The sequence below is a fragment of the Streptomyces sp. NPDC025618 genome, assembly GCF_055558795.1.
Genome location: NZ_JBVHLW010000005.1, coordinates 1 through 24,172 on the forward strand (window position 1 = coordinate 1; position 24,172 = coordinate 24,172).

23 protein-coding genes are annotated in these 24,172 nt (G+C 71.8%); 14 read left to right on the top strand and 9 right to left on the bottom strand.

What is annotated here, in order from left to right:
• From ACZ4A5_RS06995 to ACZ4A5_RS07035, 9 genes are all read left to right on the top strand, one after another.
• A partial coding sequence (locus ACZ4A5_RS06995) for a hypothetical protein (protein WP_467579150.1) occupies positions 1-216 on the top strand: 216 nt, incomplete at its 5' end.
• A 516-nt stretch (positions 217-732) separates the two neighbouring features.
• On the top strand, positions 733-1,551 hold the full coding sequence (locus tag ACZ4A5_RS07000) for an ATP nucleotide 3'-pyrophosphokinase (protein WP_467579152.1): 819 nt from the start codon (positions 733-735) through the stop codon (positions 1,549-1,551).
• Positions 1,552-1,719: 168 nt separating this feature from the next.
• A complete protein-coding gene (locus ACZ4A5_RS07005; RefSeq protein ID WP_467579154.1) occupies positions 1,720-2,049 on the top strand; it encodes a putative quinol monooxygenase in 330 nt (109 codons plus the stop codon).
• 153 nt (positions 2,050-2,202) lie between these two features.
• On the top strand, positions 2,203-2,790 hold the full coding sequence (locus ACZ4A5_RS07010; protein WP_467579156.1) for a sugar O-acetyltransferase: 588 nt from the start codon (positions 2,203-2,205) through the stop codon (positions 2,788-2,790).
• Between the two features lie 312 nt (positions 2,791-3,102).
• Positions 3,103-3,606, top strand: coding sequence for a hypothetical protein (locus ACZ4A5_RS07015; protein WP_467579158.1), 504 nt, complete (start codon positions 3,103-3,105; stop codon positions 3,604-3,606).
• 116 nt (positions 3,607-3,722) lie between these two features.
• The gene (locus tag ACZ4A5_RS07020) at positions 3,723-4,430 is read left to right on the top strand and encodes a L,D-transpeptidase family protein (protein ID WP_467579161.1); all 708 of its coding nucleotides are present in this window, start codon (positions 3,723-3,725) and stop codon (positions 4,428-4,430) included.
• A 138-nt stretch (positions 4,431-4,568) separates the two neighbouring features.
• On the top strand, positions 4,569-5,036 hold the full coding sequence (locus ACZ4A5_RS07025) for a hypothetical protein (RefSeq protein ID WP_467579164.1): 468 nt from the start codon (positions 4,569-4,571) through the stop codon (positions 5,034-5,036).
• A complete protein-coding gene (locus ACZ4A5_RS07030; RefSeq protein WP_467579167.1) occupies positions 5,033-6,994 on the top strand; it encodes a GMC family oxidoreductase in 1,962 nt (653 codons plus the stop codon). The genes ACZ4A5_RS07025 and ACZ4A5_RS07030 overlap by 4 nt, the downstream gene beginning before the upstream one ends.
• Positions 6,991-8,121, top strand: a complete 1,131-nt coding sequence (locus ACZ4A5_RS07035; protein WP_467579170.1) for a ferritin-like domain-containing protein — start codon at positions 6,991-6,993, stop codon at positions 8,119-8,121. Before ACZ4A5_RS07030 ends, ACZ4A5_RS07035 begins: the two co-directional genes overlap by 4 nt.
• 26 nt (positions 8,122-8,147) lie before the next feature.
• On the opposite strand, the gene ACZ4A5_RS07040 is transcribed toward ACZ4A5_RS07035, so the two are convergent.
• The 3 genes from ACZ4A5_RS07040 to ACZ4A5_RS07050 form a co-directional block, all read right to left on the bottom strand.
• A complete protein-coding gene (locus ACZ4A5_RS07040) occupies positions 8,148-9,227 on the bottom strand; it encodes a hypothetical protein (RefSeq protein ID WP_467579173.1) in 1,080 nt (359 codons plus the stop codon).
• 49 nt (positions 9,228-9,276) lie between these two features.
• A complete protein-coding gene (locus ACZ4A5_RS07045; RefSeq protein WP_467579175.1) occupies positions 9,277-10,893 on the bottom strand; it encodes a M48 family metalloprotease in 1,617 nt (538 codons plus the stop codon).
• Between the two features lie 130 nt (positions 10,894-11,023).
• Positions 11,024-11,425 (bottom strand): hypothetical protein, encoded by a 402-nt coding sequence (locus ACZ4A5_RS07050; RefSeq protein WP_467579178.1) that lies wholly within the window; start codon positions 11,423-11,425, stop codon positions 11,024-11,026.
• A gap of 447 nt (positions 11,426-11,872) precedes the next feature.
• On the opposite strand from ACZ4A5_RS07050, the gene ACZ4A5_RS07055 reads away from it, so the two are divergent.
• Positions 11,873-13,510, top strand: a complete 1,638-nt coding sequence (locus ACZ4A5_RS07055; RefSeq protein WP_467579181.1) for a M4 family metallopeptidase — start codon at positions 11,873-11,875, stop codon at positions 13,508-13,510.
• Between the two features lie 60 nt (positions 13,511-13,570).
• Here ACZ4A5_RS07055 and ACZ4A5_RS07060 read toward each other — a convergent pair whose 3' ends face one another.
• From ACZ4A5_RS07060 to ACZ4A5_RS07075, 4 genes are all read right to left on the bottom strand, one after another.
• Positions 13,571-14,227 (bottom strand): transglycosylase SLT domain-containing protein, encoded by a 657-nt coding sequence (locus ACZ4A5_RS07060; RefSeq protein ID WP_467579184.1) that lies wholly within the window; start codon positions 14,225-14,227, stop codon positions 13,571-13,573.
• A gap of 108 nt (positions 14,228-14,335) precedes the next feature.
• Positions 14,336-15,910 (bottom strand): LCP family protein, encoded by a 1,575-nt coding sequence (locus ACZ4A5_RS07065; protein ID WP_467579187.1) that lies wholly within the window; start codon positions 15,908-15,910, stop codon positions 14,336-14,338.
• On the bottom strand, positions 15,903-16,424 hold the full coding sequence (locus ACZ4A5_RS07070) for a DUF6542 domain-containing protein (RefSeq protein WP_467579190.1): 522 nt from the start codon (positions 16,422-16,424) through the stop codon (positions 15,903-15,905). Before ACZ4A5_RS07070 ends, ACZ4A5_RS07065 begins: the two co-directional genes overlap by 8 nt.
• 199 nt (positions 16,425-16,623) lie before the next feature.
• The gene (locus ACZ4A5_RS07075) at positions 16,624-17,205 is read right to left on the bottom strand and encodes a TerD family protein (protein WP_467579193.1); all 582 of its coding nucleotides are present in this window, start codon (positions 17,203-17,205) and stop codon (positions 16,624-16,626) included.
• Between the two features lie 297 nt (positions 17,206-17,502).
• On the opposite strand from ACZ4A5_RS07075, the gene ACZ4A5_RS07080 reads away from it, so the two are divergent.
• Both ACZ4A5_RS07080 and ACZ4A5_RS07085 read left to right on the top strand, forming a co-directional pair.
• Entirely contained in the window at positions 17,503-17,919 is a 417-nt protein-coding gene (locus tag ACZ4A5_RS07080; protein ID WP_467579196.1) for a hypothetical protein, read from the top strand.
• Between the two features lie 134 nt (positions 17,920-18,053).
• Complete coding sequence (locus ACZ4A5_RS07085; RefSeq protein WP_467579199.1) at positions 18,054-19,808, top strand: glycosyl hydrolase family 18 protein; 1,755 nt, start codon at positions 18,054-18,056, stop codon at positions 19,806-19,808.
• A gap of 15 nt (positions 19,809-19,823) precedes the next feature.
• On the opposite strand, the gene ACZ4A5_RS07090 is transcribed toward ACZ4A5_RS07085, so the two are convergent.
• Positions 19,824-20,291, bottom strand: coding sequence for a hemerythrin domain-containing protein (locus ACZ4A5_RS07090; RefSeq protein ID WP_467579202.1), 468 nt, complete (start codon positions 20,289-20,291; stop codon positions 19,824-19,826).
• Positions 20,292-20,406: 115 nt separating this feature from the next.
• The gene (locus ACZ4A5_RS07095; RefSeq protein ID WP_467579205.1) at positions 20,407-20,916 is read right to left on the bottom strand and encodes a hypothetical protein; all 510 of its coding nucleotides are present in this window, start codon (positions 20,914-20,916) and stop codon (positions 20,407-20,409) included.
• 101 nt (positions 20,917-21,017) lie between these two features.
• On the opposite strand from ACZ4A5_RS07095, the gene ACZ4A5_RS07100 reads away from it, so the two are divergent.
• Both ACZ4A5_RS07100 and ACZ4A5_RS07105 read left to right on the top strand, forming a co-directional pair.
• On the top strand, positions 21,018-21,761 hold the full coding sequence (locus tag ACZ4A5_RS07100) for an HAD family hydrolase (protein ID WP_467579721.1): 744 nt from the start codon (positions 21,018-21,020) through the stop codon (positions 21,759-21,761).
• Positions 21,758-24,139 carry a glycoside hydrolase family 65 protein gene (locus ACZ4A5_RS07105; protein WP_467579208.1) on the top strand — a complete coding sequence of 794 codons (2,382 nt, stop codon included), beginning with the start codon at positions 21,758-21,760 and terminating at the stop codon, positions 24,137-24,139. The genes ACZ4A5_RS07100 and ACZ4A5_RS07105 overlap by 4 nt, the downstream gene beginning before the upstream one ends.
• Positions 24,140-24,172: the final 33 nt, after the last annotated feature.

Consider the following 24,172-nt stretch of genomic DNA (forward strand, 5'->3'; position numbering starts at 1 on the left):
TCCACCATCGACAACGGCTCCTTCCCCGGCACAAAACTCGTACAGAACGCCACCCGCCACCCCGGCTGCGCCCGCACCGGCACCGGATCCCGCGCCACCCACGACGCATGCGCCACCGACACCACATTCACCACACGAAAAACCTCAACCAACCCCACCGACATCAACATCAACCCATCCACCCACCCCAACCACCCACCCCGCACCACCCAATGAACCGGCCACAACAACCACACCAACAACACCAACGCCACCACCGGCGCCCCACACACCAAAAACAACAAACCCCCCACACCACCCCCCTCCCGCAACCGCCGGAACCCCACCCGATACACCCCCTCCGGCACCTCCCCCGCCACCCCCGCCAACTCACTGAAACCCACATAGTCATAACCACCCCCAACCCCAACCCCAACCCCGTCCCCACCCCCATCCCCACACCCATCCCCCGACACCACACCCGCCGGACCCGGCACCCACACACCACCCACCACAACCACCACCCACTCCCCCCACCGGAGAGACCGCTACAACCAGCCCAAGGAACCTAACCACCCATCAGGTGATTTATCAGACCATCACACTCATCGCGCGCCCATAAACCACCCGTACAGCCCCTCCCCTCGGTTACTCGGAGACGGCTTCGCGCGTTGTACCTCTCGCCGCACACCGTTCGATCCGCGCTTCAGCCGGCGCGGGCGACGCCCGTCGAGAGAAGGACGAATCACGCGTATGACCATCCACCGCACGCTCCATCGCTTCGCGGCCGCGGCCGCGCTGGCCACCGCCCTCGGTGCCGCCTCCGTCTCCGGCGCCGTCGCGCAGGGCTCCGCCGAGTCCCGCCCGGGGCCCTCCGGTCAGGTGGTCGGGGCCGGGCGGCAGCTCGACGACGGCGGTTGGCACGGTGACGGGCTGTCACTCGACGCCGCGGAGAACAGGAAGGTCGACGACTTCCTCGCCCGCGCCCAGCGGGCCGAGCAGGCGATCAGCCCCGAGATGAGGGCGGTCGCCCAGATCAGCCACGCCACCCTCATCGGCTTCGACCAGCGGCTGAAGTCCGCCGACTCGCTCAAGCGGAAGGTCGCGACGTCGCTGAAGGCCACGCCGGGCCAGACGGCCGACGGCGCGCTCGCCAAGATCAACGACTCGATCCGCTACACACTGGAATGGCCGGACGGCCGCTACGTCAAGGGCGTGGCCTCGGCCGCATCGCTGCTGTCGAGCTGGGGCAACGACAGCACCAAGTGGTCCAACACCTGGGGTTCCGCGAAGGGCTACAAGGCCGTCAACTCGGCCTGGCGGGATCCCGGGTCCGGCCACGTCTTCGAGGTCCAGTTCCACACCCCGTCGAGCAAGTGGGCGCAGGAGGTGACCCACAAGCTCTACGAGGAGCAGCGGCTTCCCGGCACCCCGGCCGAGCGCGCCAAGGAGCTCCAGGAGCAGCAGGACGCGATCTTCGCTTCGGTGCCGGTGCCCGAGGGGGCGGAGCGGCTCGCGGCCCCTGCCACGCGCCGGCCCGTGGGTCCGCAGACGCTGCCGGCCGCGGCGTAGGGTCTCCCGCTCGGCTCAATTTTCCGGCAGGGCCGGAATCGGGCCCGTGTCCGCTTCGGCAATCGCCGCGGTCTGGCGCACCGTGGACAGCACACGGGCGCTCTCGCCCGCCCATCACCTTCGGCGCCGTATGCACGGCCCTGCCGCCCGAGACCGCAGGAGACATCGATGATCTTCATCGTCGTGAAGATGAACGTACGCCCCGAGCACACCGAGAACTGGCTGGACATCGTGGCCGATTTCACCCAGGCGACCCGCGACGAGCCGGGCAACCTCTTCTTCGAGTGGTCCACCAGCGTCGACAACCCGAACCAGTTCGTCCTGGTCGAGGGCTTCGCGTCCCGCGAGGCCGGTGACGCGCACGTCAATTCGGCGCACTTCAAGGCCGCCATGGACAAGATGGCCGACGCCATCGCCACCACTCCGCAGATCATCAGCACCGAGGCCCCCGGCAGCGGCTGGTCCGCGATGGCCGAGCTCACCCCCCGTCACCTGTAGCGGTCGCGCGGCACCGGCCGCGACGGGAGCCGGTCGGCGGCGATGGGGACATCGCCGCCGACCGGCTCTTCGCCGTGTCACGGCGGGGGAATTTCCTTGACGGCCCTGCCGTCGCTCCGGAAACGTGTCCCGATCCGAGGAGAGGACACCCGCGTGGGCGTGAACAAGGAGCGGATGCTGGCCGGGGAGTGGTACATCCCCGACGACGAGGAACTGCGCGAGGATTCCGAGCGCCGGGCCGGGCTGTGCGCGGCGTACAACGCGGCCGCGGGTTCCCCGGCGGAGCGCCGGGAAATTCTTGGACAACTGCTCGGGTCCGTCGGGGAAAGGGTGCGTATCCGCGCTCCCTTTCATTGCGACTTCGGCTCGTACATCAGCATCGGTGCGGATACGTTCGTCAATTTCGGCGCGGTGTTCCTGGACGTGGCGCCCATCACGATCGGCGCGGATGTCCAGATCGGCCCGAATGTCCAGCTGGTGACGCCGACGCACGCGCTGGATCCGGAACGCCGGAGGGCCGGGTGGGAGCGGGGTCTGCCCATCGTGGTCGGGGACAACGTCTGGCTGGGGGCGGGGGTCATCGTCTGCCCGGGGGTGACCATCGGGGAGAACACCGTGGTCGGGGCCGGGGCGGTGGTGACCAAGGACCTGCCGTCCGGTGTGCTGGCCGTCGGGAATCCGGCCCGTGTCGTACGGGCGCTGGACGGGCGGGACGCCATGGTGCCGCCCGCCTCGGGGTGAACCGGGTGTCCGCTCGCGGACCGGTGATTCCGGCCATGTCGCCCCCGTCCGGCGGTCCGGGCGGGCCGCCCGCGGGGGCTTCCGGTTCGCGCGCGCCGACCGGCTCCGTACAGCCGGGGAAGGCGGCCGCCGCCTGCGCGGAATTGCCGCCACCGCCCCTGGCGGAGAATCGATGACCGTCTTTCCCCGCCCTCCCCCGCACATTGACAATCATGTTGGGCACCGTGGAATGTGAAGCAGCCATAAAGGCGAGGGAGGTATTTGCGGGAATCAAGGATCCCCGTCGCCTTTCCCGATTCCGCGGAGGAACCCGTGAAAAGACGCTCGTGGTTCGCTGCACTGAGTCTCACCGTCGTCCCCCTGGCCGTGCTCACGGCCGTGCCAGCGGCGCAGGCCGTCGGCGCCGGTTCCGGCACCGCCGCCGTTCACCAGTCGGACAGCCGGCTCTCCCGGCCGCATCCGGAGCTCAACGGCAAGCGCGTCAAGGGCATCAACAGCCCGGCCATCTATCTCGTCCTCGACGGCAAGCGCCGCTGGATCCCCAATCCGAATACGTACAACAACCTGTTCCGCGGCTGGGACGGCATCCAGTCAGTTGTCGACATCAACAGCATCGACGATGGCGGGCAGCTGTCCGACGGTGCCATTCTCGGCAAGTCCCCCGACGCGCCGCAGGTCTATCTGATCAGCAACGGCGTCAAGCGCTGGATCACCAGTCCGGCCGCGATGGACAAGTACGACTTCGCCTGGAACAAGATCGTCATTCTGTCCCCGGTCGTCATCGGCTCCCTCCCCACCGGCGCCAACATCTCCTGACCGGCGCGCGAGGGCCCACCCGCGCCCCGGGCAGGCCCTCGCGCCCCTCGGCAACTTTTCCGTCCCATGGGACAGCGGGCCGCAACCCCTCAACTGCCTCCGTTGTCATATGTGTTATGAGTGCAGAAGCGAAGAGGAAAGCAGCCTCCGCCCTCGCGCGCCGGCTGGGCGTCGCGCTCGGCGCGGTCGGCCTCGCGGCCCCCCTGACCGTCGCGATCGGCGGCACGGCGCAGGCGGCGGCCTGTACGACGCGGACGGGCCCGTACCAGAAGAACGTCGAGGAGTTCCTGGGCAGACCGGTCGACGGCCGCCAGTCGGCGGCGGACTGCCGGGCGATCCGGAGCTACCAGACCAAGAACGGCATCAGCCCGGACATCGGCTACGCGGGCCCGGTCACCTGGGCCGCGATGCGGGCGGAGCTCACCCGGCGCGATCCCAACGCGGCCGGGAAGTGCCCCGTGAACAAGGGGCGCGTCGCCTGCGTCGACCTCAGCCGCCAGATCAGCTGGATACAGGACGGCAAGGCGGTCAAGTTCGGCCCCGTGCCGGTGCGGACAGGGCGGAAGGGCTATGCGACGCGGACGGGCGCGAAGAAGATCTACTGGCGCTCGGCCGACCACTGGTCCACGCTCTACAACATCCGCATGCCCTATGCCCAGTTCTTCGACGGCGGACAGGCGTTCCACGCGATAGCCGGCAGCGTCTGGTCGCCGCCGGGCTCGCACGGCTGCGTCAACATGCGCCCAGGCGACGCGAAGAAGTACTGGTCCATGCTCCACAACGGCGACAACGTCTTCGTCTACGGCCGCAAGCCCGGCACCTGAACCCGGCAGGGCCCGGCGCGCGCCGCCGGGCCCCTCGTCCGCGAACACCCTTACGGGTGAAGTGAGTTCCTCCATCTTCTCCGCTTACCGGACCCTCCGCTAGAAAGGTGACAAGTCCTCTCAGACGGGTGGTCGCGGATGACAGCGGAACTTCCAGGGTTCGTCGGCCTCTCCGCCCGGCTGACAGGCTTCGACGCCTTCGATCTGTACGCGACCGGAATGGTCCGGCTCTACCACGACACGACGCTCGACCAGCTCGGGCACGCGGCGGTCGGCCGCTTCCTCACGGACATGGAGGCGGCGGGCGGCGACCCGGACCGGCTGGTGGACGAGACCTCGCGTGACATCGCCCGCGCCATCACCCACCTGTGGTATCTCGGCGTCTGGCCGCAGCTCGCCCGGTCCGTCCACGCCGCGCTCGGCCGGGAGCGGGCGAACGTCGCCTTCACGGTCTCGCCCGAGGCGTACACGGAGGGCCTGGTCTGGCGGACCTTCCACGGGCACCCCGCGGGCGCCAAGGCGCCCGGGTTCGGCACCTGGGCCGACCCGCCACCGGGCGCGAGCGGGCCGGCCCGCGCCGACGCGGGCCGGGGCGACGCCCGATGAGCACGACGGCACCGCACCCCGGGCGGCGCCACGACGTGATCGTGGTCGGTGCCGGGCTGGCCGGCACGCTCCTCGCCAAGGAGCTGGGCGACCGGGGCTGGCGGGTGCTCGTCCTGGAGGCCGGCACCGACACCCTGAGCACCTGGCCCGGCCACCTCGACGCGCTCGACACCTTCTACTCCGCCTCGGCCAAGGTTCCCAACTCGCCCTACCGCGCCAACCCCGCCGCCCCCTCCCCCGACGTCCTCGACACCGAGGGGCTGCCCGGCGGCGGCTACCGCGCCCACGGCTACCTCCTCCAGGACGGCCCCCTGCCGTACGGCAGCGACTATCTACGGGCCGCGGGCGGCACCGCGCTGCACTGGCTCGGTCTCACGCCACGCATGCTCCCGGAGGACTTCGCCGTCCGCAGCGCCTATGGATACGGCAGGGACTGGCCGATCGGGTACGCCGATCTGGAGCCCCACTACCGCGCCGCGGAAAGGGAGTTGGGCGTCGCGGGCGACGCCGCCGAGCAGGCCGAGGCCATCGGCCTGCCCTTCCCCGAAGGCTATGTCTATCCGATGCGGGAGATCCCCCGCAGTCACCTCGACCGCTTCCTCGCCGCCGGGCTCGACGGGATCGCCGTCAAGGAGTCCGACGACGCCCCGGACACCGTCCTGCGGGTGGTCACCACCCCGCACGCCCGCAACAGCACTCCGGATCCGCGCTACGACGGAGGCCGCGGATACCGCCCCGTCGGCGCGGCCGGGCTGCCCAACTACGGCGAGCGGTGCGTGGGCAACGCCTCGTGCGTGCCGATCTGCCCCGCGCAGGCCAAATACACCCCGCTCAAGACCCGGGCCCGCTGGTCCGGCCGGGTCACACTCATCACCCGGGCCGTCGTCAGCCGCGTCCTGAGCCGGGGCGACGGGCGGGTGTCGGGCGTCGAGTATCTGGCGTACGACGACCCGGCCTCCCCCGCGCACACCACGCGCACCGCCGAGGCCGACGTCGTCGTCCTGGCCGCGCACGCCGTCGAGAACGCCAAGCTGCTCCTGCTCTCCGGGCTCGCCGGGCACAGCGGGCAGGTGGGCCGCAATCTCATGGACCACCCGGTGCTGCTCACCTGGGGCCTGCTGCCCGCGCCGGTGGGGCCCTTCCGCGGCCCGGCCTCGACCTCCGGGCTGGAGGGGTTCCGCTCGGGCCGCCTCCGGCGCGACCGCGCGCCCTTCCGCGTCGAGATCAGCAACTGGGGCTGGAGCTGGCCGGCCGGCGCGCCCGCCAGCGACGTGGCCCGGCTGCTCGGCATCACCGGCGACTCCTGCCAGCCGCGCGGCCGGAGCCTGTTCGGGAGCGCGCTGCGCACGGCCCTGGGCGAGGAGATCGGCCGCCAGTTCTCCCTCCAGTTCGCGCTGGAGCAGGAGGCCGAGGAGCGCAACAGGGTCACCCTCGACCCGAGCCTGCGCGACCGGCTCGGCATCCCCCGGCCGCGCCTCACCTACGACCTGTCGGACCGGGTGAAGCGCGGGATGGCCGCCGCGCGGGCCGTCTCCGACCGGATCTTCGCCCTGCTCGGCGCCGACGACCGCACCGCGTACGGCCCGGGGCCCTACTCCCCCGGCTTCTTCCGCTTCGCCGGACGCGACTGGGTCTTCCACGGCGCCGGGCACGGGGCGGGCACGCACCTCATGGGCCACTCCCGCGACACGTCCGTCGTCGACGCGTGGCAGCGCTGCTGGGACCATCCCAATCTCTATGCCGTGGGCGCCGGCAGCATGCCGTCGGTGGGCACCTCCAACCCGTCGCTGACGCTGGCCGCCCTCGCCCTGCGCAGCGGTGAGCGGATCCACCGCGAACTGACGGAGCTGCACCGGCCGGTGGCCGTACGGACGGCTCCGGCGGCCGGGGGCGGTACGTTCCCCGGCCCGCGCCAGCGCCCCGCCGCCCATCACCGAAGCCCGGAGGGGCCGTCATGACGACCAGCGCGGAGGAGCTCGCCCTCGTGGAGGAGCCGCCGTTCCGGGTGCCGCGCGACCGCGCCGATCTGCACCTCTTCCTCCAGGCGGCGCTGACGCTCGAACACCTCACCATCCCGCCGTACCTCACCGCGATGTACACCCTGCGGCCCGGCGCCAACCGCCCCGCCCGCTACGCGGTGCGGGCGGTCGTGCTGGAGGAGATGCTCCACATGGCGCTCGTCGCCAATGTGCTCAACGCGGTCGACGGCAGGCCGCTGGTGGCGCACTCCCGCTTCGTCACCGGCTATCCCGCCCGGCTGCCGTACAGCAAGGACCGTGTCCCCGTCGCGCTGCGGCACTTCGGAATCGAGGCGCTGGAGACGTTCCTGCGCATCGAGCGCCCGGAGTACGTGGCCGGGCCACCCGGCCACCCCTCGGTGGCGGACGACGAGGGGTGGACCTCGATCGGGCAGTTCTACCGCACGATCGGCGTGGGCCTGCGGCGGCTCGCGGCGGAGCTGGGCGAGGCGGAGCTCTTCCGCGGCGACCCCGCCCGGCAGGCCGGACCCGAGCATTTCTACAACTCCGGCGGCGAGATCTTCCCGGTCACGGACCTGGCCTCCGCGCTGGAGGCCCTGCGGGTCATCACCGAGCAGGGTGAGGGCGCGGACCGGACGGTCTTCAACAGCGACGACCGCGTCTTCGGCGAAGTCAGGGAGCCCGCGCACTACTTCCGGTTCGACGAGATCCGCCGGCAGCGGACGTACGGGCCGTACGACACGCCCGCCTCCGGCCCCACGGGCCCGGCCCTCGACGTGGACTGGGCGGGGGCGTATCCCATCGATACCCGGGCCAGGGTCGCGGACTATCCGCCGGGAAGCGAGGGGCGCCGGGCCGCCGACCGGTTCAACGTGGAGTACGCGGGGCTGCTGTGCGTTCTCGAGGACGCCTTCACCGGGCGTCCGGAGGCCCTCGGCGGGGCCGTGCCGCGGATGCCGGCGCTGCGCGAGCTCGCCGAGCGGCTCTGCCGCAATCAGCATCCCGATCCGGCGCGGCGGGAGCGGGGCCTGTACGCGAGCCCGACGTACGAGATCACGGAGGAGCACTTCGCGCGGGCACGCGGCGGGGATGGCCCGTCCCGCTGAGCGCGCCCGCGCCGGAAGGCGGCGGGTCAGCTCGCGCCGTCGATCGCCCGCTCGCGGAAGCGGCAGTAGAGCTTCGCCGTGTCCCCGAAGAGGCTCCAGGGATTCGCTCCCACATGGCCGTCCACGTGCCGGAACTGCTCCAGCGCCTCCGCGTGACGCTGCTGCTGCACCAGGAAGAACGCCAGCAGGTGGCGGACTTCGGCGAGTCGCGGATGCGTCGGCGGGGCAGCCGGCAGGTCGGCGAGTACGGCGTCGACCATGGCCCTGGCCTCCGGCGTGCGGTAGGCCCTCACCCGCAGGGGGTATTCCTGGTGCTCGAACAGGGCGACCAGGCGCAGGGCCGGGAGCAGGGTCCCGGCCGGGGCTCCGGCGGCGGCGCGCGCGGCGAAGTCGTGGGCCAGTTCCTCGGAGCCGCGCCACTTCGCGCACCAGTACTGGAGCGCGCTGTAGTGCGCCTCGTAGTGGAAGGGCGCCCTGGCGGTGATCTGCGCCCACAGTTCGTGCATCCGCTCGTGCGAATAGCCGAGGCCGAGGCCGGTCCAGATCTCGGTGATGTACGGCGAGGGGTCCTCGGGGTTGAGCTCGGCGGCGCGCGCGATGTCGTCGCGGGAGCGGCTCAGCACACGGTGGAAGCCCTCGAACTGCTCGCGGCTGGTCTCCTTGGCCACGTGGCTGCCCCGCAACTGCCAGGCGAGGAAGACCGTGGACTTCGCGCGCACGGCCGCGGCGTCCGGGTCATCGGGGCGGGCGGTCTCCCAGGCCGTGAGCCAGCCGTCCTCCTCGGAAGCGGCGTCGGCGAGGTCGATGATCGCGGCGGACCGGCGTTCCCAGTCCCGGCCGGTGGCGGCGAGGAACACCGCCGCGGGCTCCCACTCGCCGCGCGCGACGGAGGCCCGCAGGGTTTCGAGTTCGGGGTCGGGCATCGACCGGTCGGTGTTCTGCCGGCTCTCCGGGAGGAAGCCCAGCCGGACGGCCTCCTTGGACAGCCCGTCGGAGGGCGGCTTCGGGGCCGTCACCCGGCCGGTCCGCTCGGCGGCCCGCTTCCTGGACCTGAACCAGAGGAAGACACAGACGCCGATGACGATGAGGGGAAGCAGTCGTGGCACGGGGGTTGAGCTCGTTTCGCTTGGAGCCGGGATGATCGCCCGGCGGGAATCACGGGGAAGGGGAGGACTGCCGCGGCAGGAGCGCGCGCAGGGGTACGGTGTCCGGGGAGTCCGCGACGGCGGCGTCGAGCGCGGCCGGGATCAGCTCCTCGTAGCCCTCCGGCAGACGCAGCCGTGCCGGCTCGGCCCAGGACATCTCCCACCAGGCCAGCCGGGCGTCGACGAGCTCCAGCACCAGGAGCCGCGCCAGGGCGCTGCGCAGATCGGGGCGTACGAACTCGCGGGCGGCGCGGCCGCTCGCCCGGCCCGCCGCCTCCGACTTGGGGAGCCGGTCGGCGATCCGCCACAGCGCGCCGGCGTCGGCGGCGTCCAGGAGCGCGCGCAGGGTGGGGTCGCCGCCCGTGGTCGCGGTGATCGCGTGCCGCAGCGGCCCGGCCTCCTCCTCGCACCGCGCGCGCCTGCCGAAGTGAAGGAGCTCGGGCCACTGCGCGCGGCGCATGGCCAGGGCCTCCGGGACGAACGTGGCCGTTTCGAGGTCGGCGCAGACCCGCTCGGGGTCGTGCAGCAGTGCCAGGGCGGGCCGTTCGGGGGCAGCGGTGGCGCGGCCGTCGTCCGGGAGCTCGCGGATCAGCCGGATCCGCTCGGTGACCGGCGGGTGGGCGTCGTAGGGGGAGGCCGCGGCCTGGGGCAGGTCGTGCCGCAGCTCTTCCAGTTCGCTCTGCCTGCCGGGCTCGGCCAGCAGGTGGCGCAGACCGCCGTAGAACTGACCGTGCGGCGGCAGCAGTCCCGCCGGGGCGCCCACGGTGGCGTAGCCGGTGAGGTAGGCGTCGTGGGCGGCGTCGAGCACGGCGACCTCGCGGAGGGCGGAGGCGGCGGCCTCTCGGCCCGCGATGCGCGCGGCCACGCGGTCGGCGGCGAGTTCCTGCCGCCGGCCCGCGCTCTGCGTCGCGCGCAGAGAGAACGAGCCGTAGGCGATGAAGGGTCTGGCCATCATGCGATAGCCGAACCCGGCGCCCCTGGTGTTGATCTCCTTGGCCTCGCGGCCCTTGCGCAGGGCCTTTCCGGCGGCTTTCTCCTGCCGCGCGCGTTCCTTGCTGACGCGGTTCTCGGCCCTTTCCATGAAGGAGTTGACGGTGCGCGCGACGCTGTACCGGCCGCGCAGGGTGATGGCCGAGATGCGGGTGTCGGCATTTCCGTAGTGGCCGAATTCATGGGCGAGCACGGCGCGCAGTTGGCTCTCGCCGAGTCCCGTCATCAGCGGCACGCCGATATATAGCCGGCGCCGTCCCGGCAGCAGCCCGAGCAGGCGGGCGTTCTCGGAGACGGAGGCGTTGACCTCGCCGGTGAGGACGAGTTCGTCAGGCGCCCGGGTGCCCGCCGCTTCGGCCACCTCGCGCACGGTGGACCACAGCAGGGGCTGCTGCGCGTCGGTGACCGCGAGGCCGCTCCCGCCGTCGTCGTCGGGCGTACGGAGCAGGCACATGCCGCGTACGACGGGAATGGCGAGCAGAACGAGAACGATGCAGAGCTTCAACGCGATGACGGGCTGCGTCCATTGATACGCGGCCCAGCCGAGAGCGGCGAAGGCGCCGAGCACGAAGAGGCCCAGCAGATAGAAACCGGCGAGCAGAACGAGAGCGCGCAGCGCGCGCAGAGAAACGCCCATCGGGCAGGGGCCCTCACACAGGTGCGGAGATGGTCGAAATCGTGGGGGGACGCCCAAGTATGACGCATATAAGTTCGAATGAGCAAAGAAATAAATCCGCTCCGAAGGATTCCGGAGCGGAGGGGGTGGGTCAGGGTGCGGCGGAGGGCAGCTCCTCGTCGAGGAATTCGTCGTCGAGGAGCGTCCGGCCCGGGTCGTCGGCGTCCTGGGCCCGGCCGTCGGACGGCGCGGGGTGGAGGAGCCTGCCGACGCTGTGCGGCTCGGCGTAGAGGGCGATGAGCCGGCGGACCGTCGCGGGGTCGGCGGAGATGGTGACGGGTGCCTGGTAGCGGTCGCCGTCCTCGGCGTCGTCGTCCGTCTCGGAGAGGGTGGCCCACATGTCCTCGGCCGCGCTGATGAGCTGGTCGAGCTCGTCGCGCACGCCGTCCCAGGCGCCGTCGCGCACGGCCTGGTCGATACGGGAGACGGTGCCGAGGAGGCTGGCGTAGTCCTCGGCCAGCTGATCCTCCTGGGACGACGGATGAAGTGACACGGCGACTGGCTCGGTGGTGTACACGGCACCTCCACGCAAGGGGAAACGGTCTGGGCTGGGGCCGATCGTCACGAACCCCCACCCGGGAAATGGTCGCGCGCCGGGGGGCGGCGGCCGCTGTCCGGCGTCACCGGGTGACGAGATATCACCCGCACGGGCGAGCGAGCTCGCCGCGGGGGCGCCGGCGGCGCGGCACGGTGAACATCCGCCCACGCGCGCCATGTTCCGGATATCGGACGCGAGGATTCGCCCATCGGTCAACTCACGGCCAACTTTCCGTCGTGAACCTGCCAAGTTCGCGGAATCGGTGGCACGCTCGCCTCGGTTCGGGCACAGAGCGCACATCGGTGAGCGCAGTCCGAACCCCATGCACCCACGCACCACCGGCGGCACGCCCGTGCCGCCGCGCAGCGGGCCGCCACCAGCGGCCAGGCATAAGGAGGCCGCGTGAGATCTACCCCCCACTCTTCGCGCCGTGTCAGAAGCAGCGCCACCGTCGTCGCCCTCGCCGCCCTGGTGGCCGCCGGGGTTCAGGTGGGATCCGCGGGAGCCGCACCGGCCCCGGACCACGTGGCTGCCACTGCCGCCACCGCCGCCCACCTCTCCACGGCCCAGCGCACCGCCCTCCTGGCCGCCGCCCAGGGCGACAGCACGGCCACCGCCCGCTCCCTGGGCCTCGGCGCGCAGGAGAAGCTGGTCGTCAAGGACGTCGTCAAGGACGCCGACGGCACCGTGCACACCCGCTACGACCGCACGTACGCCGGACTGCCCGTCCTCGGCGGCGACTTGGTCGTCCACGTCAAGGGCAAGCGGCAGAGCGTCACCAAGGCGTCGAAGGCCCAAAGCGTCGCCGTGCCGAGCACCACCCCCAAGGTCCCGGCGGCCACCGCGCAGAAGAGCGCGCTGAGCGCGGCCTCGGACGCCAAGACCGCCAAGGTGACGCCGCTCAACGCCCGGAAGGTGATCTGGGCCGTGACCGGGAAGCCGGTCCTGGCCTGGGAGACGGTCGTCACCGGCGTCCAGAAGGACGGCACGCCCAGCCAGCTGCACGTCATCACCGACGCGAACACCGGCAAGAAGCTGTACTCCTTCGACGGCATCGAGACCGGCACCGGCACCGGCGAGTACAACGGCCAGGTCACCATCGGGACGACCCGGAGCGGCGGCTCCTACCAGCTGCTCGACAACACCCGCGGCGGCCACCGCACGACCGACCTCAAGCAGGGCACCTCCGGCAGCGGCACGCTCTTCACCAACTCCTCCGACACCTGGGGCGACGGCACCCAGAGCAACCGGCAGACGGCCGGCGTCGACGCCCACTACGGCGCGCAGGAGACCTGGGACTTCTACAAGCAGACGTTCGGCCGCAGCGGCATCCGCAACGACGGCGTCGCCTCGTCCTCCCGCGTCCACTACGGCGACAACTACGTGAACGCCTTCTGGGACGACTCCTGCTTCTGCATGACCTACGGCGACGGCCAGGGCAACAACAACCCGCTGACCGCGCTCGACGTGGCGGGCCACGAGATGTCGCACGGCGTCACCTCCGCCACCGCCGGGCTGGAGTACGCGGGTGAGTCCGGCGGCCTCAACGAGGCCACCAGCGACATCATGGGCACCGGGGTCGAGTTCTTCGCCAACAACCCGAAGACCCCCGCCAACTACCTCATCGGCGAACAGATCAACATCAACGGCGACGGCAAGCCGCTGCGCTACATGGACCAGCCCAGCAAGGACGGCGCCTCGCTCGACTACTGGAGCGCGGACGCCGGCAATGTGGACGTGCACTACTCGTCCGGCATCGCCAACCACTTCTTCTACCTGCTGTCCGAGGGCAGCGGCGCGAAGACGATCAACGGCTTCTCGTACGACAGCCCGACCTCCGACGGCTCCACCCTCACGGGCATAGGCCGCGACAAGGCCCTGGCCATCTGGTACAAGGCGCTGACCACGTACTTCACCTCGACGACCAACTACGCGGCGGCCCGCCAGGCCACGCTCCAGGCCGCCGGTGATCTGTACGGCACCAACAGCGGCGAGTACCAGGCGGTCGGTGCCGCCTGGAGCGCCGTCAACGTCAGCTGACGCACCGGGAAAGCCCGCACGGGCCCGGGCCGCCGGATCCCTCCGGCGGCCCACCGGCCATCACCGCCTGCCCACGGCCTCCCCGGCCTTGGCCCAGTTCCGGTGCAGGCGGTCCAGATAGGACTGCGCCTCCGTGCCGGGCTTGGCGCCGCGGGCGAAGGCCAGCATGTTGCCCCCGCCCGTGTTGTAGCCGAGGGCCAGCAGCTCGTTCCTGGTGTACGTGCCGCCGCGTGCCGACGGCAGCTGCGCGGCGAGGTCGTGGAGGTGCCAGGCGGCGGCCTCGATCGCCAGGGCGGGGTCGTCGGGCAGGTCCTGCCAGTCGCGGTCGGCGAAGTCCCGGCCCGCCTTCGTGTCGTTGAAGGCCGCCTTGTGCATGTTCGCGATGCCCAGCGCGGAGTCCCCCTTGATGCGCTGCCAGGCCCGCTCCAGGGCGGGGTCGTGCGGCTTGTAGGACTCGTTGTAGAGGATCGCCATCAGCAGCTGGGGGTCGATGCCCGCCTTCTTGGCGTACGTCTCGACCTGCGGGGCCCAGTGGGCGGAGTCCTGGTCACCGGCCGCCGCCGACGCGCTCGGCCCGGGGCTGCCCGTCGCGGCGGACGACGGGCCCTTCGCCGGGGTCGCGGCCTCCGGTCCGTGCCCGCCGCACGCCACCGCGGTGGCGGCCGCCACCGCGGCCACGGCGGCGAGCCCGATCCGTCGCTTCCAGGGGTGCCGCACGCTTGCTTCCTTCCGTCAGGGTGACCGTGTCCTTCCCGGTCCCCTCGATTGTCGCGCGTCGCTCGCGCGTGCGGGAGATTCCCCCGCCGGCCGGCGGCCTCGGGGCCGTCAGTCCACGCAGGGGACGCCGCCCATCTTCACCGCGTCGCCCTGGAACGCGTCCGACGGCACCGGTGACGGCGCGGACCCTCCCGGCTTGGCGTCGCCGTCGGAGGGGCGGGGCGCGGCGGCGGGCGGGGCCGCCTGCTTCGTGAAGCCGATGCCGAGGGTCACGAGAACGTGTCCCGCCGGGACACCCGCCCCCGGGACGGCGTTCACCCCGTACGAGGCGGCGATCCTCCGGGCCGCGTCCTCGGCGCCCTTGCCGTAGACGACGGATGTCGTGTGCGAGGACGGCGCGTTGGCGACCTGGCCCGCGCGGTAGCCCAGGGCGCTCGCGGACGTGGACTCGGCCGCGGCGGCGCCCACGACGCCGGAGGCGTTGTGCACGTCCACGGTGGTCGAGCGCACGTCGGCGGGGGCGGCGCTGGGGGCGGGCGCCGGCGGCTGGTCCGGCGTGGGCGGCCAGCGCCCGATCATCGCCTGAACGAGGGATCTCACCTTCACCGGATCCACCAGGTTGACATCCTCCCCCTTACGGGTGGCGAATCCGGCGATCGGCAGAGTGTGGAACTCGGCGTTCCCACCGGTGAGGTTGGGGGCCTGCCGGGCGAAGTCGAGGATGTTCCAGCGGTCGTCGATGACGACGTCCTTCTTGACGACGTCGAACAGCCCCTGGAGCTTGCCGAGGTCGCTCCACACGCCCTGCGACTTGAGCTTGTGCGTGACGGAGGAGATGAACGCCTGCTGCCGGTGGGTGCGGTCGAGGTCGCCGCCGGTCAGGCCGTGCCGCTGGCGCACGAAGGCCAGGGCCTGCCGGGCGTCGAGATCCTGCAGGCCGGCGGGGAAGTCCGCGCCGGAATACCGGTCGCGCACCGGCTTCTTCAGGCACACCTGGACCGGCTCCACCACCTTGGCGATGTCGTAGAAGCCCAGCAGGTTGACCTCGGCGAAGTGGTCGATCGGCACGCCGAGGAACTGCTGCACGGTGGCCAGGGTGGCCTCCCGTCCGGCCTCCCGGCTGCGGTGTTCGAGGTCGGCGCCCTTGACCCCCTGGGCCCTGAGCTTGTCCTCGGCCTCGGCCTTGGCGATGCCGTACGCCTCCTTGATCTTGTGCTCCCCGCGGCCGCCGGCGATCTCGACGTAGTCGTCGCGCGGGATGGAGAAGGCGGTGACCTTGCCGCCGCCCGGCGGGATGTGCATCAGGATCAGCGTGTTGGTGTTGTAGCCGCCGATGTCGCTGGAGCCCGCGTGCAGTTCCTGCTGGACGAACTCCCTGGGCAGGTCGTTGCCGTCCATGTCCTTGCGGCTGTCCAGGCCGATGAGCAGGAGGTTCACCGAGTCGTCCAGCCTCGGCGGCGCGCCCTTGCGCAGGGCGTCCAGCGCGCTTGAGGTGATGAGGCCGTTGTTGACCCAGTGGTAGGCGAACCAGCCGACGCCGCTGGTCAGCATGACGGCGGCCGAGGTGAGGCAGACCGCGACCCGGGCGGCGGCCGTGGCCCGGGCGGGGCGGCCGCCGCGGCTCCGGCCACGCGGGTCGCGGCGGGCCTGCGCCCGGTCGGCGGAACGGTGTCGGTCACGCATGGACGGCCCTCCTGTGTCGCCTGGACCGTACGGTACGGAAGATGAGTACCGCGAGCACCGAGGTCTCTGCGGCGACCATGGCGGGGAAGGTGTCGTTGGCCCAGTGCAGCGCCGTGGCCATGGACGTGGCCGCGTTGCCGCCCTTGGCGGACGAGTCGGCGAGGAGCTGGGCCGTCAGGCCCACCACGGCGATGACCCACGGTGGCAGGGCGAAGGCCCACCAGCTCCGCGCGCGGGAGCAGGCGAGGGCCGCGAGAGCGGCGGCGAGGGCGGCGGCGAGCGTGAAGACCCAGCCCAGTCCGGTGCCGCGGGCCTCGTCCGCGACGGCCCCGGCCGCCAGCAGGGCTCCCGCGCCGAGCAGCAGCGGGCGGGCGGCGCGGAGCCGGGTGTCGCGCGCGGCGCCCCGGCCGGATCTCGGGCCGGGCACCCGGGCCGACGCGCGGGGGGCGGTGCGGGACCGCGCGCCCTGCCGTCCCGCCGCCTCCCCCAGGGTCTCGGTTCGCCTGGCGGCCATGCGCGCTCCCCATCCGTTCGGGCGGTCGCGCGGGGCGACAGCCGCTTCACTTGCACAGTTGCGCAATATAGCAAGTATTGGTCAGAGGTCACCCGAGCGTGGTCAGGGGACCCGACAACAGGATGGGTGTACCGGAAATACGACAGCGGCGCGACGCCGTACGGGCGCGTGCCCGTACGGACGCCGGCCGGTCCGTGCGTCAGCCGACGTTGACACCGAAGTCGGTCGCGATGCCCCGCAGACCGGAGGCGTAACCCTGCCCGACGGCGCGGAACTTCCACTCGGCGGCGTGACGGTAGAGCTCGCCGAAAATCATCGCGGTCTCGGTCGAGGCGTCCTCGGTCAGGTCGTAACGGGCCAGCTCGCGGTCGTCCGCGCGGTTGACCACCCGGATATAGGCACCCCGCACCTGGCCGAATGCCTGCCCTCGGACGTCGGCCTCGTAGATGGAGACCGGGAAGACGATTTTGACGACCTCGGCGGGGACGCGCGAGAGGTCCACATGAATGGTCTCGTCGTCACTGCTGCCCGTGCCGCCGGTCAATTCGTCACCGGTGTGCTGGACGGAACCGTCGGGGCTGGCGAGGTTGTTGAAGAAAACGAAATGCCGGTCGGAAATGACCTTGCCGGACTCGCCGCACAACAGCGCGCTGGCGTCGAGGTCGTAGTCGGCGCCGGTGGTGGTGCGCGCCTGCCAGCCCAGGCCGACCGCGACGGCCGTGAGCCCCGGGGCCTCCTTGCTCAAGGAGACGTTGCCACCCTTGGCCAGGGTCACACCCATGAATTACCTCCACACACTCGGTCGTTCCGCCGGCGGCACGGCGTGAGCGGCCGCGCGGTCGGTCATTTCACTTATTGCGCAACTACGAAACTGTAGTCTGCCACACGCCACCGCTCCGGGCAGCGGCCCCTCGGGGCCCGTAGCGTCTGAACGGCGCCCGGTCCGCGGCCGTTACCCGACGGTGACGGAAAAGCCACAACGCCTTACCGCAACGGGCCGTCTTACCGGCCGAGTTCACGGTGGTGCCCGGAAAGCGGGTACCGGCGTGGAAGAGCGAATTCCCCGGAGAGGTGGGCCATGACACTCGACAGGAAACGCATTCCGTATGCCGCCGCGGCCGGATTCCTCGGGGCCGCCGTGCTCGTTCTCACCGCGGGCCCCGCCTTCGCCAAGGGCGTCATGGACATCACCGTACCCACACACCCCGTACACGCCGGGCGGCCGGTGCACGTCAGCGGGAAGGGGGACGACGACGCGGCCCGCTTCCTGCGCGCGTGCGTCCAGGAGCGCGGCGGTGACCACGGCGCCTGGCACACCGTGGAGTGCGGCAGGGTGATGACCTCGGGCGCCGGGGCCAGGGTGGAGGCGGAGGTCCGGGCGGCGCACGGCGGCGTCCTCCAGCTGCGCGGCGTGCTGTACGGCCTGGGCGAGCGGGACGACCCCCACCCGGAGGAGCTGCGGAGCTCACCCGTCATCTCCGTGCCCGTGCGCTGACCGGCAGCCGTCGCCCCTACGGGCGACGCGGTTCCCGTCCGAACCCTTGACGCAACCCTGGTCCAGTCCAACGATGTTCACCGCGCAACCGGTCCCCCACCTGTCACGCACGACCGGCCCACCGGGAGCATCAGTTGAGACGACTCGGCCCTCTTCACACCCTTCTGACCGCGTTCGCCACCGTGACCGCCGCCGCCGGCCTCGCACTGGGCGGCGGCACGGCACACGCCGCCGCGACCCCGGCCGCGGCCCTTCCCGCCCATGTCTTCGCGCCCTACTTCGAGACCTACGGATCACAGAGCCCCGCGGCGCTGTCGGCCCAGTCGGGCGCGAAGCACCTGACCATGGCCTTCCTCCAGACCGAGGCGAAGGGCTCCTGCACGCCCTACTGGAACGGCGACACCGGCAAGCCCGTGTCGCAGTCGGTCTTCGGCTCCGACATCACCACCATCCGGAACAACGGCGGCGACGTCATACCGTCCTTCGGCGGCTACGCCGCCGACAACACCGGCACCGAGACAGCCGACAGCTGCACGGACGTGGCGAAGATCGCCGCCGCGTACGAGAACGTCATCACCACCTACGGGGTCTCCCGCCTGGACCTCGACATCGAGGACAACTCCCTGACGAACACCGCGGGCATCGACCGCCGCAACCAGGCGATCAAGCTGGTGCAGGACTGGGCGGCGAGCGCCGGCCGCACGGTGCAGTTCTCCTACACCCTGCCGACGACGACCCACGGCCTGGCCGACAGCGGGCTCGCCGTCCTGCGCAGCGCCGTGGCCAACGGTGCCCGTGTCGACGTCGTCAACATCATGACGTTCGACTACTACGACGGCGCGACCCACGACATGGCCGCGGACACCATGAGCGCCGCCGAGGGGCTGCACGGGCAACTCGCCGGGCTGTATCCCGCGAAGTCCTCCGCCGAGCTCTGGGCCATGACCGGGATCACCGAGATGCCCGGCATCGACGACTACGGTCCGGCGGAGACCTTCGGCACCCAGGACGCCGGCAAGGTCTACGACTGGGCCGTCTCCAAGGGCCTCAACACCCTGTCCTTCTGGGCGCTCCAGCGCGACAACGGCGGCTGCCCCGGGACGAAGGGCTCCGACACCTGCTCCGGCATCGCGCAGGACACGTGGTACTTCAGCCACACCTTCGCCCCCTTCACCGGGGGCGGCTCCCCCACCTCACCCGACTTCTCGCTCTCCCTCTCGCCTGGCTCCGCGGCCGTCCCGCCTGGCGGCTCGGCGAGCGCGACCGTGAACACCCACGTGGTCGCCGGTTCCGCGCAGACCGTGGCCCTGTCGGCCGACGGCGCGCCCTCCGGCGTGAGCGTGGCGCTCAGCCCCTCCTCCGTGACGGCGGGCGGCTCCGCGCAGTTGACGGTGAGCACGACCGCCGCGGCCGCGCCGGGCACCTACCCGATCACCGTCCGGGGCTCCGCGCCGTCGGGCGCGCACACCGCCGCGTACACCCTGACCGTCACCGGCTCAGGCGGCACGGGCGCGCTGGTCAACGGTGACTTCGAGACGGGCGCCGCCAGCCCGTGGTCGTGCCAGGCGGGGAGCGCGGTGGTGGGCTCGCCGGTCCACGGGGGCGGGCACGCCCTCCAAGTGGCACCGGCCGCGGACCGCACCGGCCAGTGCGAGCAGACGGTGACGCTCACCCCCAACGCCGCGCACACGCTGACCGGTTGGGTGCAGGGCCCGTACGCGTACATCGGCGTCAGCGGCGGGGCCACGGCGAGCCAGTGGTCCTCGGCCGGGTCGTGGACGAAGCTGTCGGTGCCGTTCACGACCGACGCGTCGGGGAAGGTGACGGTGTACGTCCACGGCTGGTACGGCCAAGAAGCCGTCCACGCCGACGACTTCACCCTCACCTGACGGCGGCGGCGCGCCTCAGCCCGTGCCGCCCAGGCCGTGCACCGAGCGGTGTCTGCCCTCCCTGACCTCCTCGCCGAGGCGGCGGAGCAGTTCGAGGGGGCAGACGTGCCGCAGCATGGGGAAGACGTCGCGCTCCTCGTGCCGGACGTGCTGGCCGACCTCGCGTTCCAGCGCGCGGACCCGCGCGTCGAAGCCCGGCTCGTAGACCGAGCTGGACTCCAGGCCCCGGAGCATGGCGGTCAGGCGCTCCTGGTCGCCGTGCTCCTTCTCCACGAAGGTGTCGCCCTCGGCGAGCTGAGCGCGCACCGCCGGATAGAGGTACTCCTCCTCGGCCGCCGAGTGCCGTGCGAGCGCGGTGGCCACCTCCTCCAGGAGGTCCTCACGGCGGACGTCCTCGAGGCGGGTCCGGTGGATCGAGTTGAACAGCGCCTCGATCACCCGGTGGTCGCTCTCGAGCTCGGCGAGGATGTCGGTGCGTGCCATCGGGCCGTCCCTTCGCGTCACACGTGCCGCAAAACACCTGCTTTCGCCATATTCTCATGCACCCGGCATTCCCGAAATCGCTGACCACCGCCAGTGCCGGGGGCACGCACCGCCGTCAGGACCGGCCCGCGCTCCACGCGCCGGTGACGGCCGCCACCACGACCGAGCCGATGACGATCAGACGGTGCGTCACCGCGTCGAGCTGCTGCCGCTCCGCCGCCGGGATGTGCCACTGCTCCCACCAGGTGACCTGCTCCTGGGAGAGGGATTCCGGCCGCTCCGCCTCCCACGCGGCCCGCAGCCGGTCCGCGAGCGGCACCACGACGGCGGCCTGGTCCGCGTAGGCGGAGATCAGCGCGGTCATATGGCTCGTGGGCAGGTGCGCGTACCACTGGTCGCGCACGGCGGCGGCGAGCGCGGCGACGTCCTCCAGCCACAGCACGTGCTGGGACACCCAGCCCTGCGGGTCACGGCTCGCGGGCATGTCCGGGAGCCGGCGCGGCTCCAAGGCGTCACGGTGCGTGAGGAACATGCCGCCCATGGCCTGTTCCTCACCAAGCGGATTCCAGTCACCCTGGCCCAGGGCGACCGCGGCGGCCTCGACGGCATCAACGGCTCGGGTCATTTGATCACTTTACGGTGCGGATCCGTGTACTCCATACGGCCCTGCACGGTCGTGCGGGGGCGGTCCTGCGTACGCGCCGAGGACGGGGCATCATGGCCAGGGTGACGAGCCTCGGACTTCCCTCCGGTATCCGCGCCTGCCTCTTCGATCTGGACGGCGTGCTCACCCGTACGGCGACCGTGCACGCGGCCGCCTGGAAAGAGACCTTCGACGCGTTCCTGCGGGCGCGCGAAGGGGCCGGCTTCCGGCCGTTCGACGCGGTCGAGGACTACGACACCTACGTGGACGGGATGCCACGGGCCGACGGGGTGCGGACCTTCCTCGCCTCGCGGGGCATCGAGCTGCCCGAGGGCAGCCCGGACGACCCGCCGGAGCGGGACACCGTGCAGGGCCTCGGGGCGCGCAAGAACGTGCTCGTGCTCCAGAAGATCAAGGAGCTGGGCGTCGAGGCGTACGAGGGCTCCGTCCGCTATGTGCACGCCGTCCGCGCGGCCGGGCTGCGCCGCGCGGTGGTGTCCTCCAGCGCCAACTGCCACGACGTGCTGATCGCGGCGGGCATCGACGACCTCTTCGAGGTCCGCGTCGACGGCCTGGTGGCCGCCGAGCGCCAGCTGCCGGGCAAGCCCCACCCGGACACCTTCCTCGCCGCGGGCCGCGAGCTGGGCCTGGAGCCCGGGCAGTGCGCGGTCTTCGAGGACGCCCTGGCCGGCATGGACGCGGGGCGCGCGGGGAACTTCGGTTTCGTCGTCGGCGTCGACCGGGTCGGCCAGGCCGAGGCGCTGCGCGAGCACGGCGCGGACGTGGTCGTGCCGGATCTGGACCGGCTGCTGGGAGGCTCCCCGTGATCACCCATCCGGCGTATCTGGTCGAACCCTGGTGCCTGCGGGAGACCGAGCTCAATCTGGAGGTGCTGCCGCAGAGCGAATCGGTCTTCGCGCTCGCCAACGGGCACATCGGCTGGCGCGGCAATCTGGACGAGGGCGAGCCGCACGGCCTGCCCGGCTCCTATCTCAACGGCGTGCACGAGCTGCGGCCGCTGCCCTACGCCGAGGCGGGCTACGGCTATCCGGAGTCCGGCCAGACCGTCATCGACGTCACCAACGGCAAGGTGATCCGCCTCCTCGTCGACGACGAACCCTTCGACCTGCGCTACGGCCGGCTGGTCCACCACGAGCGGCTGCTCGACCTCCGCGCGGGCGTCCTGCGCCGTACGACCGAGTGGACGTCCCCTTCCGGACGGACCGTGCGGGTGCGCTCGACGCGGCTGGTCTCCTTCACCCAGCGGGCCGTCGCGGCGATCTGCTACGAGGTCGAGGCGGTCGACGAGGAGACGCGGATCGTGCTCCAGTCGGAGCTGGTCGCCAACGAACAGCTGCCCGAGGCCGTCGGCGACCCCCGGGTCGCGGCGGTGCTGGAGTCACCGCTGGTCCCCGAGGACCACGGCGCGGACGGCGGCGCGCTGCGGCTGGTGCACCGGACCGTGCGCAGCGGGCTGCGGGTGGCGACCGCGGCGGCCCACGCGGTGGACGGGCCGGACGACACCCGGACGTATGCGCAGAGCAGCGAGAACCTGGCCCGGTTCACGGTGGCCTCGACGCTGCGGCCCGGCGAGCGGCTGCGGCTGGAGAAGACGGTGGCGTACGGCTGGTCCGGCGTGCGGTCGCTGCCCGCGATGCACGACCAGGTGGAGGCGGCGCTGGCGGGTGCGACCAGCACGGGCTGGCAGGGGCTGTGCGACGAACAGCGGGCGTATCTGGACGACTTCTGGGAGCGGGCCGACGTCGAGGTGGACGGCGACGCGGAGATCCAGCAGGCGGTGCGGTTCGCGCTGTTCCACGTCCTGCAGGCGGGGGCGCGGGCGGAGAGCCGGGCGATCGCGGCGAAGGGTCTGACGGGGCCGGGGTACGACGGGCACAGCTTCTGGGACACCGAGACCTTCGTGCTGCCGGTGCTGACCGGCACGGTGCCGCGCGCGGCGGCCCAGCCGCTGCGGTGGCGGCACGCCACCCTGCCGGCGGCGCTCAACCGCGCGCGGACGCTGGGCCTTCAGGGGGCGGCCTTCCCGTGGCGGAGCATCAACGGCGACGAGTGCTCGGCGTACTGGCCGGCGGGCACGGCCGCGTTCCATGTGAACGCGGACATCGCGGACGCGGTGGTGCGCTATCTCGCGGCGACGGGTGACGAGACCTTCGAGCGGGAGGTGGGGCTGGAGCTGCTGGTGCACACGGCCCGGCTGTGGCGCTCGCTGGGCCACCACGACCACCAGGGGCAGTTCCACATCGACGGGGTGACGGGCCCGGACGAGTACAGCGCGATCGCCGACGACAACGTCTACACCAACCTGATGGCACAGCAGAACCTCCGGGCCGCGGCGGACGCGGCGGAGCGGCACCCGGACCTCGCGGCGGCCCTGGGGGTGGACGACGAGGAGACGGCTGCCTGGCGGGACGCCGCGGCGCGGATGACGCTGCCGTACAACGAGGCGCTCGGCGTCCACGAGCAGTCCGCCGATTTCACCTCCCACCAGCAGTGGGACTTCGCGGGGACGCGGCCGGACCAGTATCCGCTGATGCTGCACTTCCCGTACTTCGACATCTACCGCAAGCAGGTGGTCAAGCAGGCGGATCTGGTGCTGGCCATGTATCTGCGCGGCGACGCCTTCACGGACGAGCAGAAGGCGCGCAACTTCGCGTACTACGACCCGCTGACCGTGCGCGACTCCTCGCTGTCCTCGTGTATCCAGGCGGTGATGGCCGCCGAGGTGGGCCATCTGCGGCTGGCGTACGACTATCTCGGCGAGGCCGCGATGATGGACCTCTCCGACCTGGAGAGCAACACCCGGGACGGGGTGCACATCGCGTCGCTGGCGGGCACCTGGATCGCGTTGGTCGCGGGGTTCGGCGGGATGCGGCACTGCGGCGACACCGTCTCCTTCGCGCCGAAGCTGCCGGAACAGCTGGGGCGGCTGGCCTTCTCGGTGCACGTGCTGTGCTGCCGGCTGCGGGTCGAGATCACCGCCGGGACGGTCACCTATTCGCTGGCGGAGGGCGACGAGCTGGAGATCGACCACTACGCGGAGCGGCTGACGGTGACGCGCAAGCACCCGGTGGTCAGAAAGGTGCCCGCGGCGCCCGACAGGCCCGATCCCGGCCAGCCCGCGGGGCGGCGCCCGGCGCACCGCGGCTGGACGGCGACGCGTGCCGAGGGCGACCGGCTGGGCTGACCGCCCGGCTCCCGGGAGGCAGTTGACGCGCGT

What these genes read in the sequence shown, in the direction of transcription:
- ACZ4A5_RS07045 (WP_467579175.1), bottom strand. Translation starts at nt 10,893, where the DNA reads ATGGGCGTTTCTCTGCGCGCGCTGCGCGCTCTCGTTCTGCTCGCCGGT.
- ACZ4A5_RS07095 (WP_467579205.1), bottom strand. Translation starts at nt 20,916, where the DNA reads ATGACCCGAGCCGTTGATGCCGTCGAGGCCGCCGCGGTCGCCCTGGGC.
- ACZ4A5_RS07000 (WP_467579152.1), top strand. Translation starts at nt 733, where the DNA reads ATGACCATCCACCGCACGCTCCATCGCTTCGCGGCCGCGGCCGCGCTG.
- ACZ4A5_RS07075 (WP_467579193.1), bottom strand. Translation starts at nt 17,205, where the DNA reads ATGGGTGTGACCCTGGCCAAGGGTGGCAACGTCTCCTTGAGCAAGGAG.
- ACZ4A5_RS07020 (WP_467579161.1), top strand. Translation starts at nt 3,723, where the DNA reads ATGAGTGCAGAAGCGAAGAGGAAAGCAGCCTCCGCCCTCGCGCGCCGG.
- ACZ4A5_RS07090 (WP_467579202.1), bottom strand. Translation starts at nt 20,291, where the DNA reads ATGGCACGCACCGACATCCTCGCCGAGCTCGAGAGCGACCACCGGGTG.
- ACZ4A5_RS07005 (WP_467579154.1), top strand. Translation starts at nt 1,720, where the DNA reads ATGATCTTCATCGTCGTGAAGATGAACGTACGCCCCGAGCACACCGAG.
- ACZ4A5_RS07030 (WP_467579167.1), top strand. Translation starts at nt 5,033, where the DNA reads ATGAGCACGACGGCACCGCACCCCGGGCGGCGCCACGACGTGATCGTG.
- ACZ4A5_RS07025 (WP_467579164.1), top strand. Translation starts at nt 4,569, where the DNA reads ATGACAGCGGAACTTCCAGGGTTCGTCGGCCTCTCCGCCCGGCTGACA.
- ACZ4A5_RS07070 (WP_467579190.1), bottom strand. Translation starts at nt 16,424, where the DNA reads ATGGCCGCCAGGCGAACCGAGACCCTGGGGGAGGCGGCGGGACGGCAG.
- ACZ4A5_RS07065 (WP_467579187.1), bottom strand. Translation starts at nt 15,910, where the DNA reads ATGCGTGACCGACACCGTTCCGCCGACCGGGCGCAGGCCCGCCGCGAC.
- ACZ4A5_RS07080 (WP_467579196.1), top strand. Translation starts at nt 17,503, where the DNA reads ATGACACTCGACAGGAAACGCATTCCGTATGCCGCCGCGGCCGGATTC.
- ACZ4A5_RS07035 (WP_467579170.1), top strand. Translation starts at nt 6,991, where the DNA reads ATGACGACCAGCGCGGAGGAGCTCGCCCTCGTGGAGGAGCCGCCGTTC.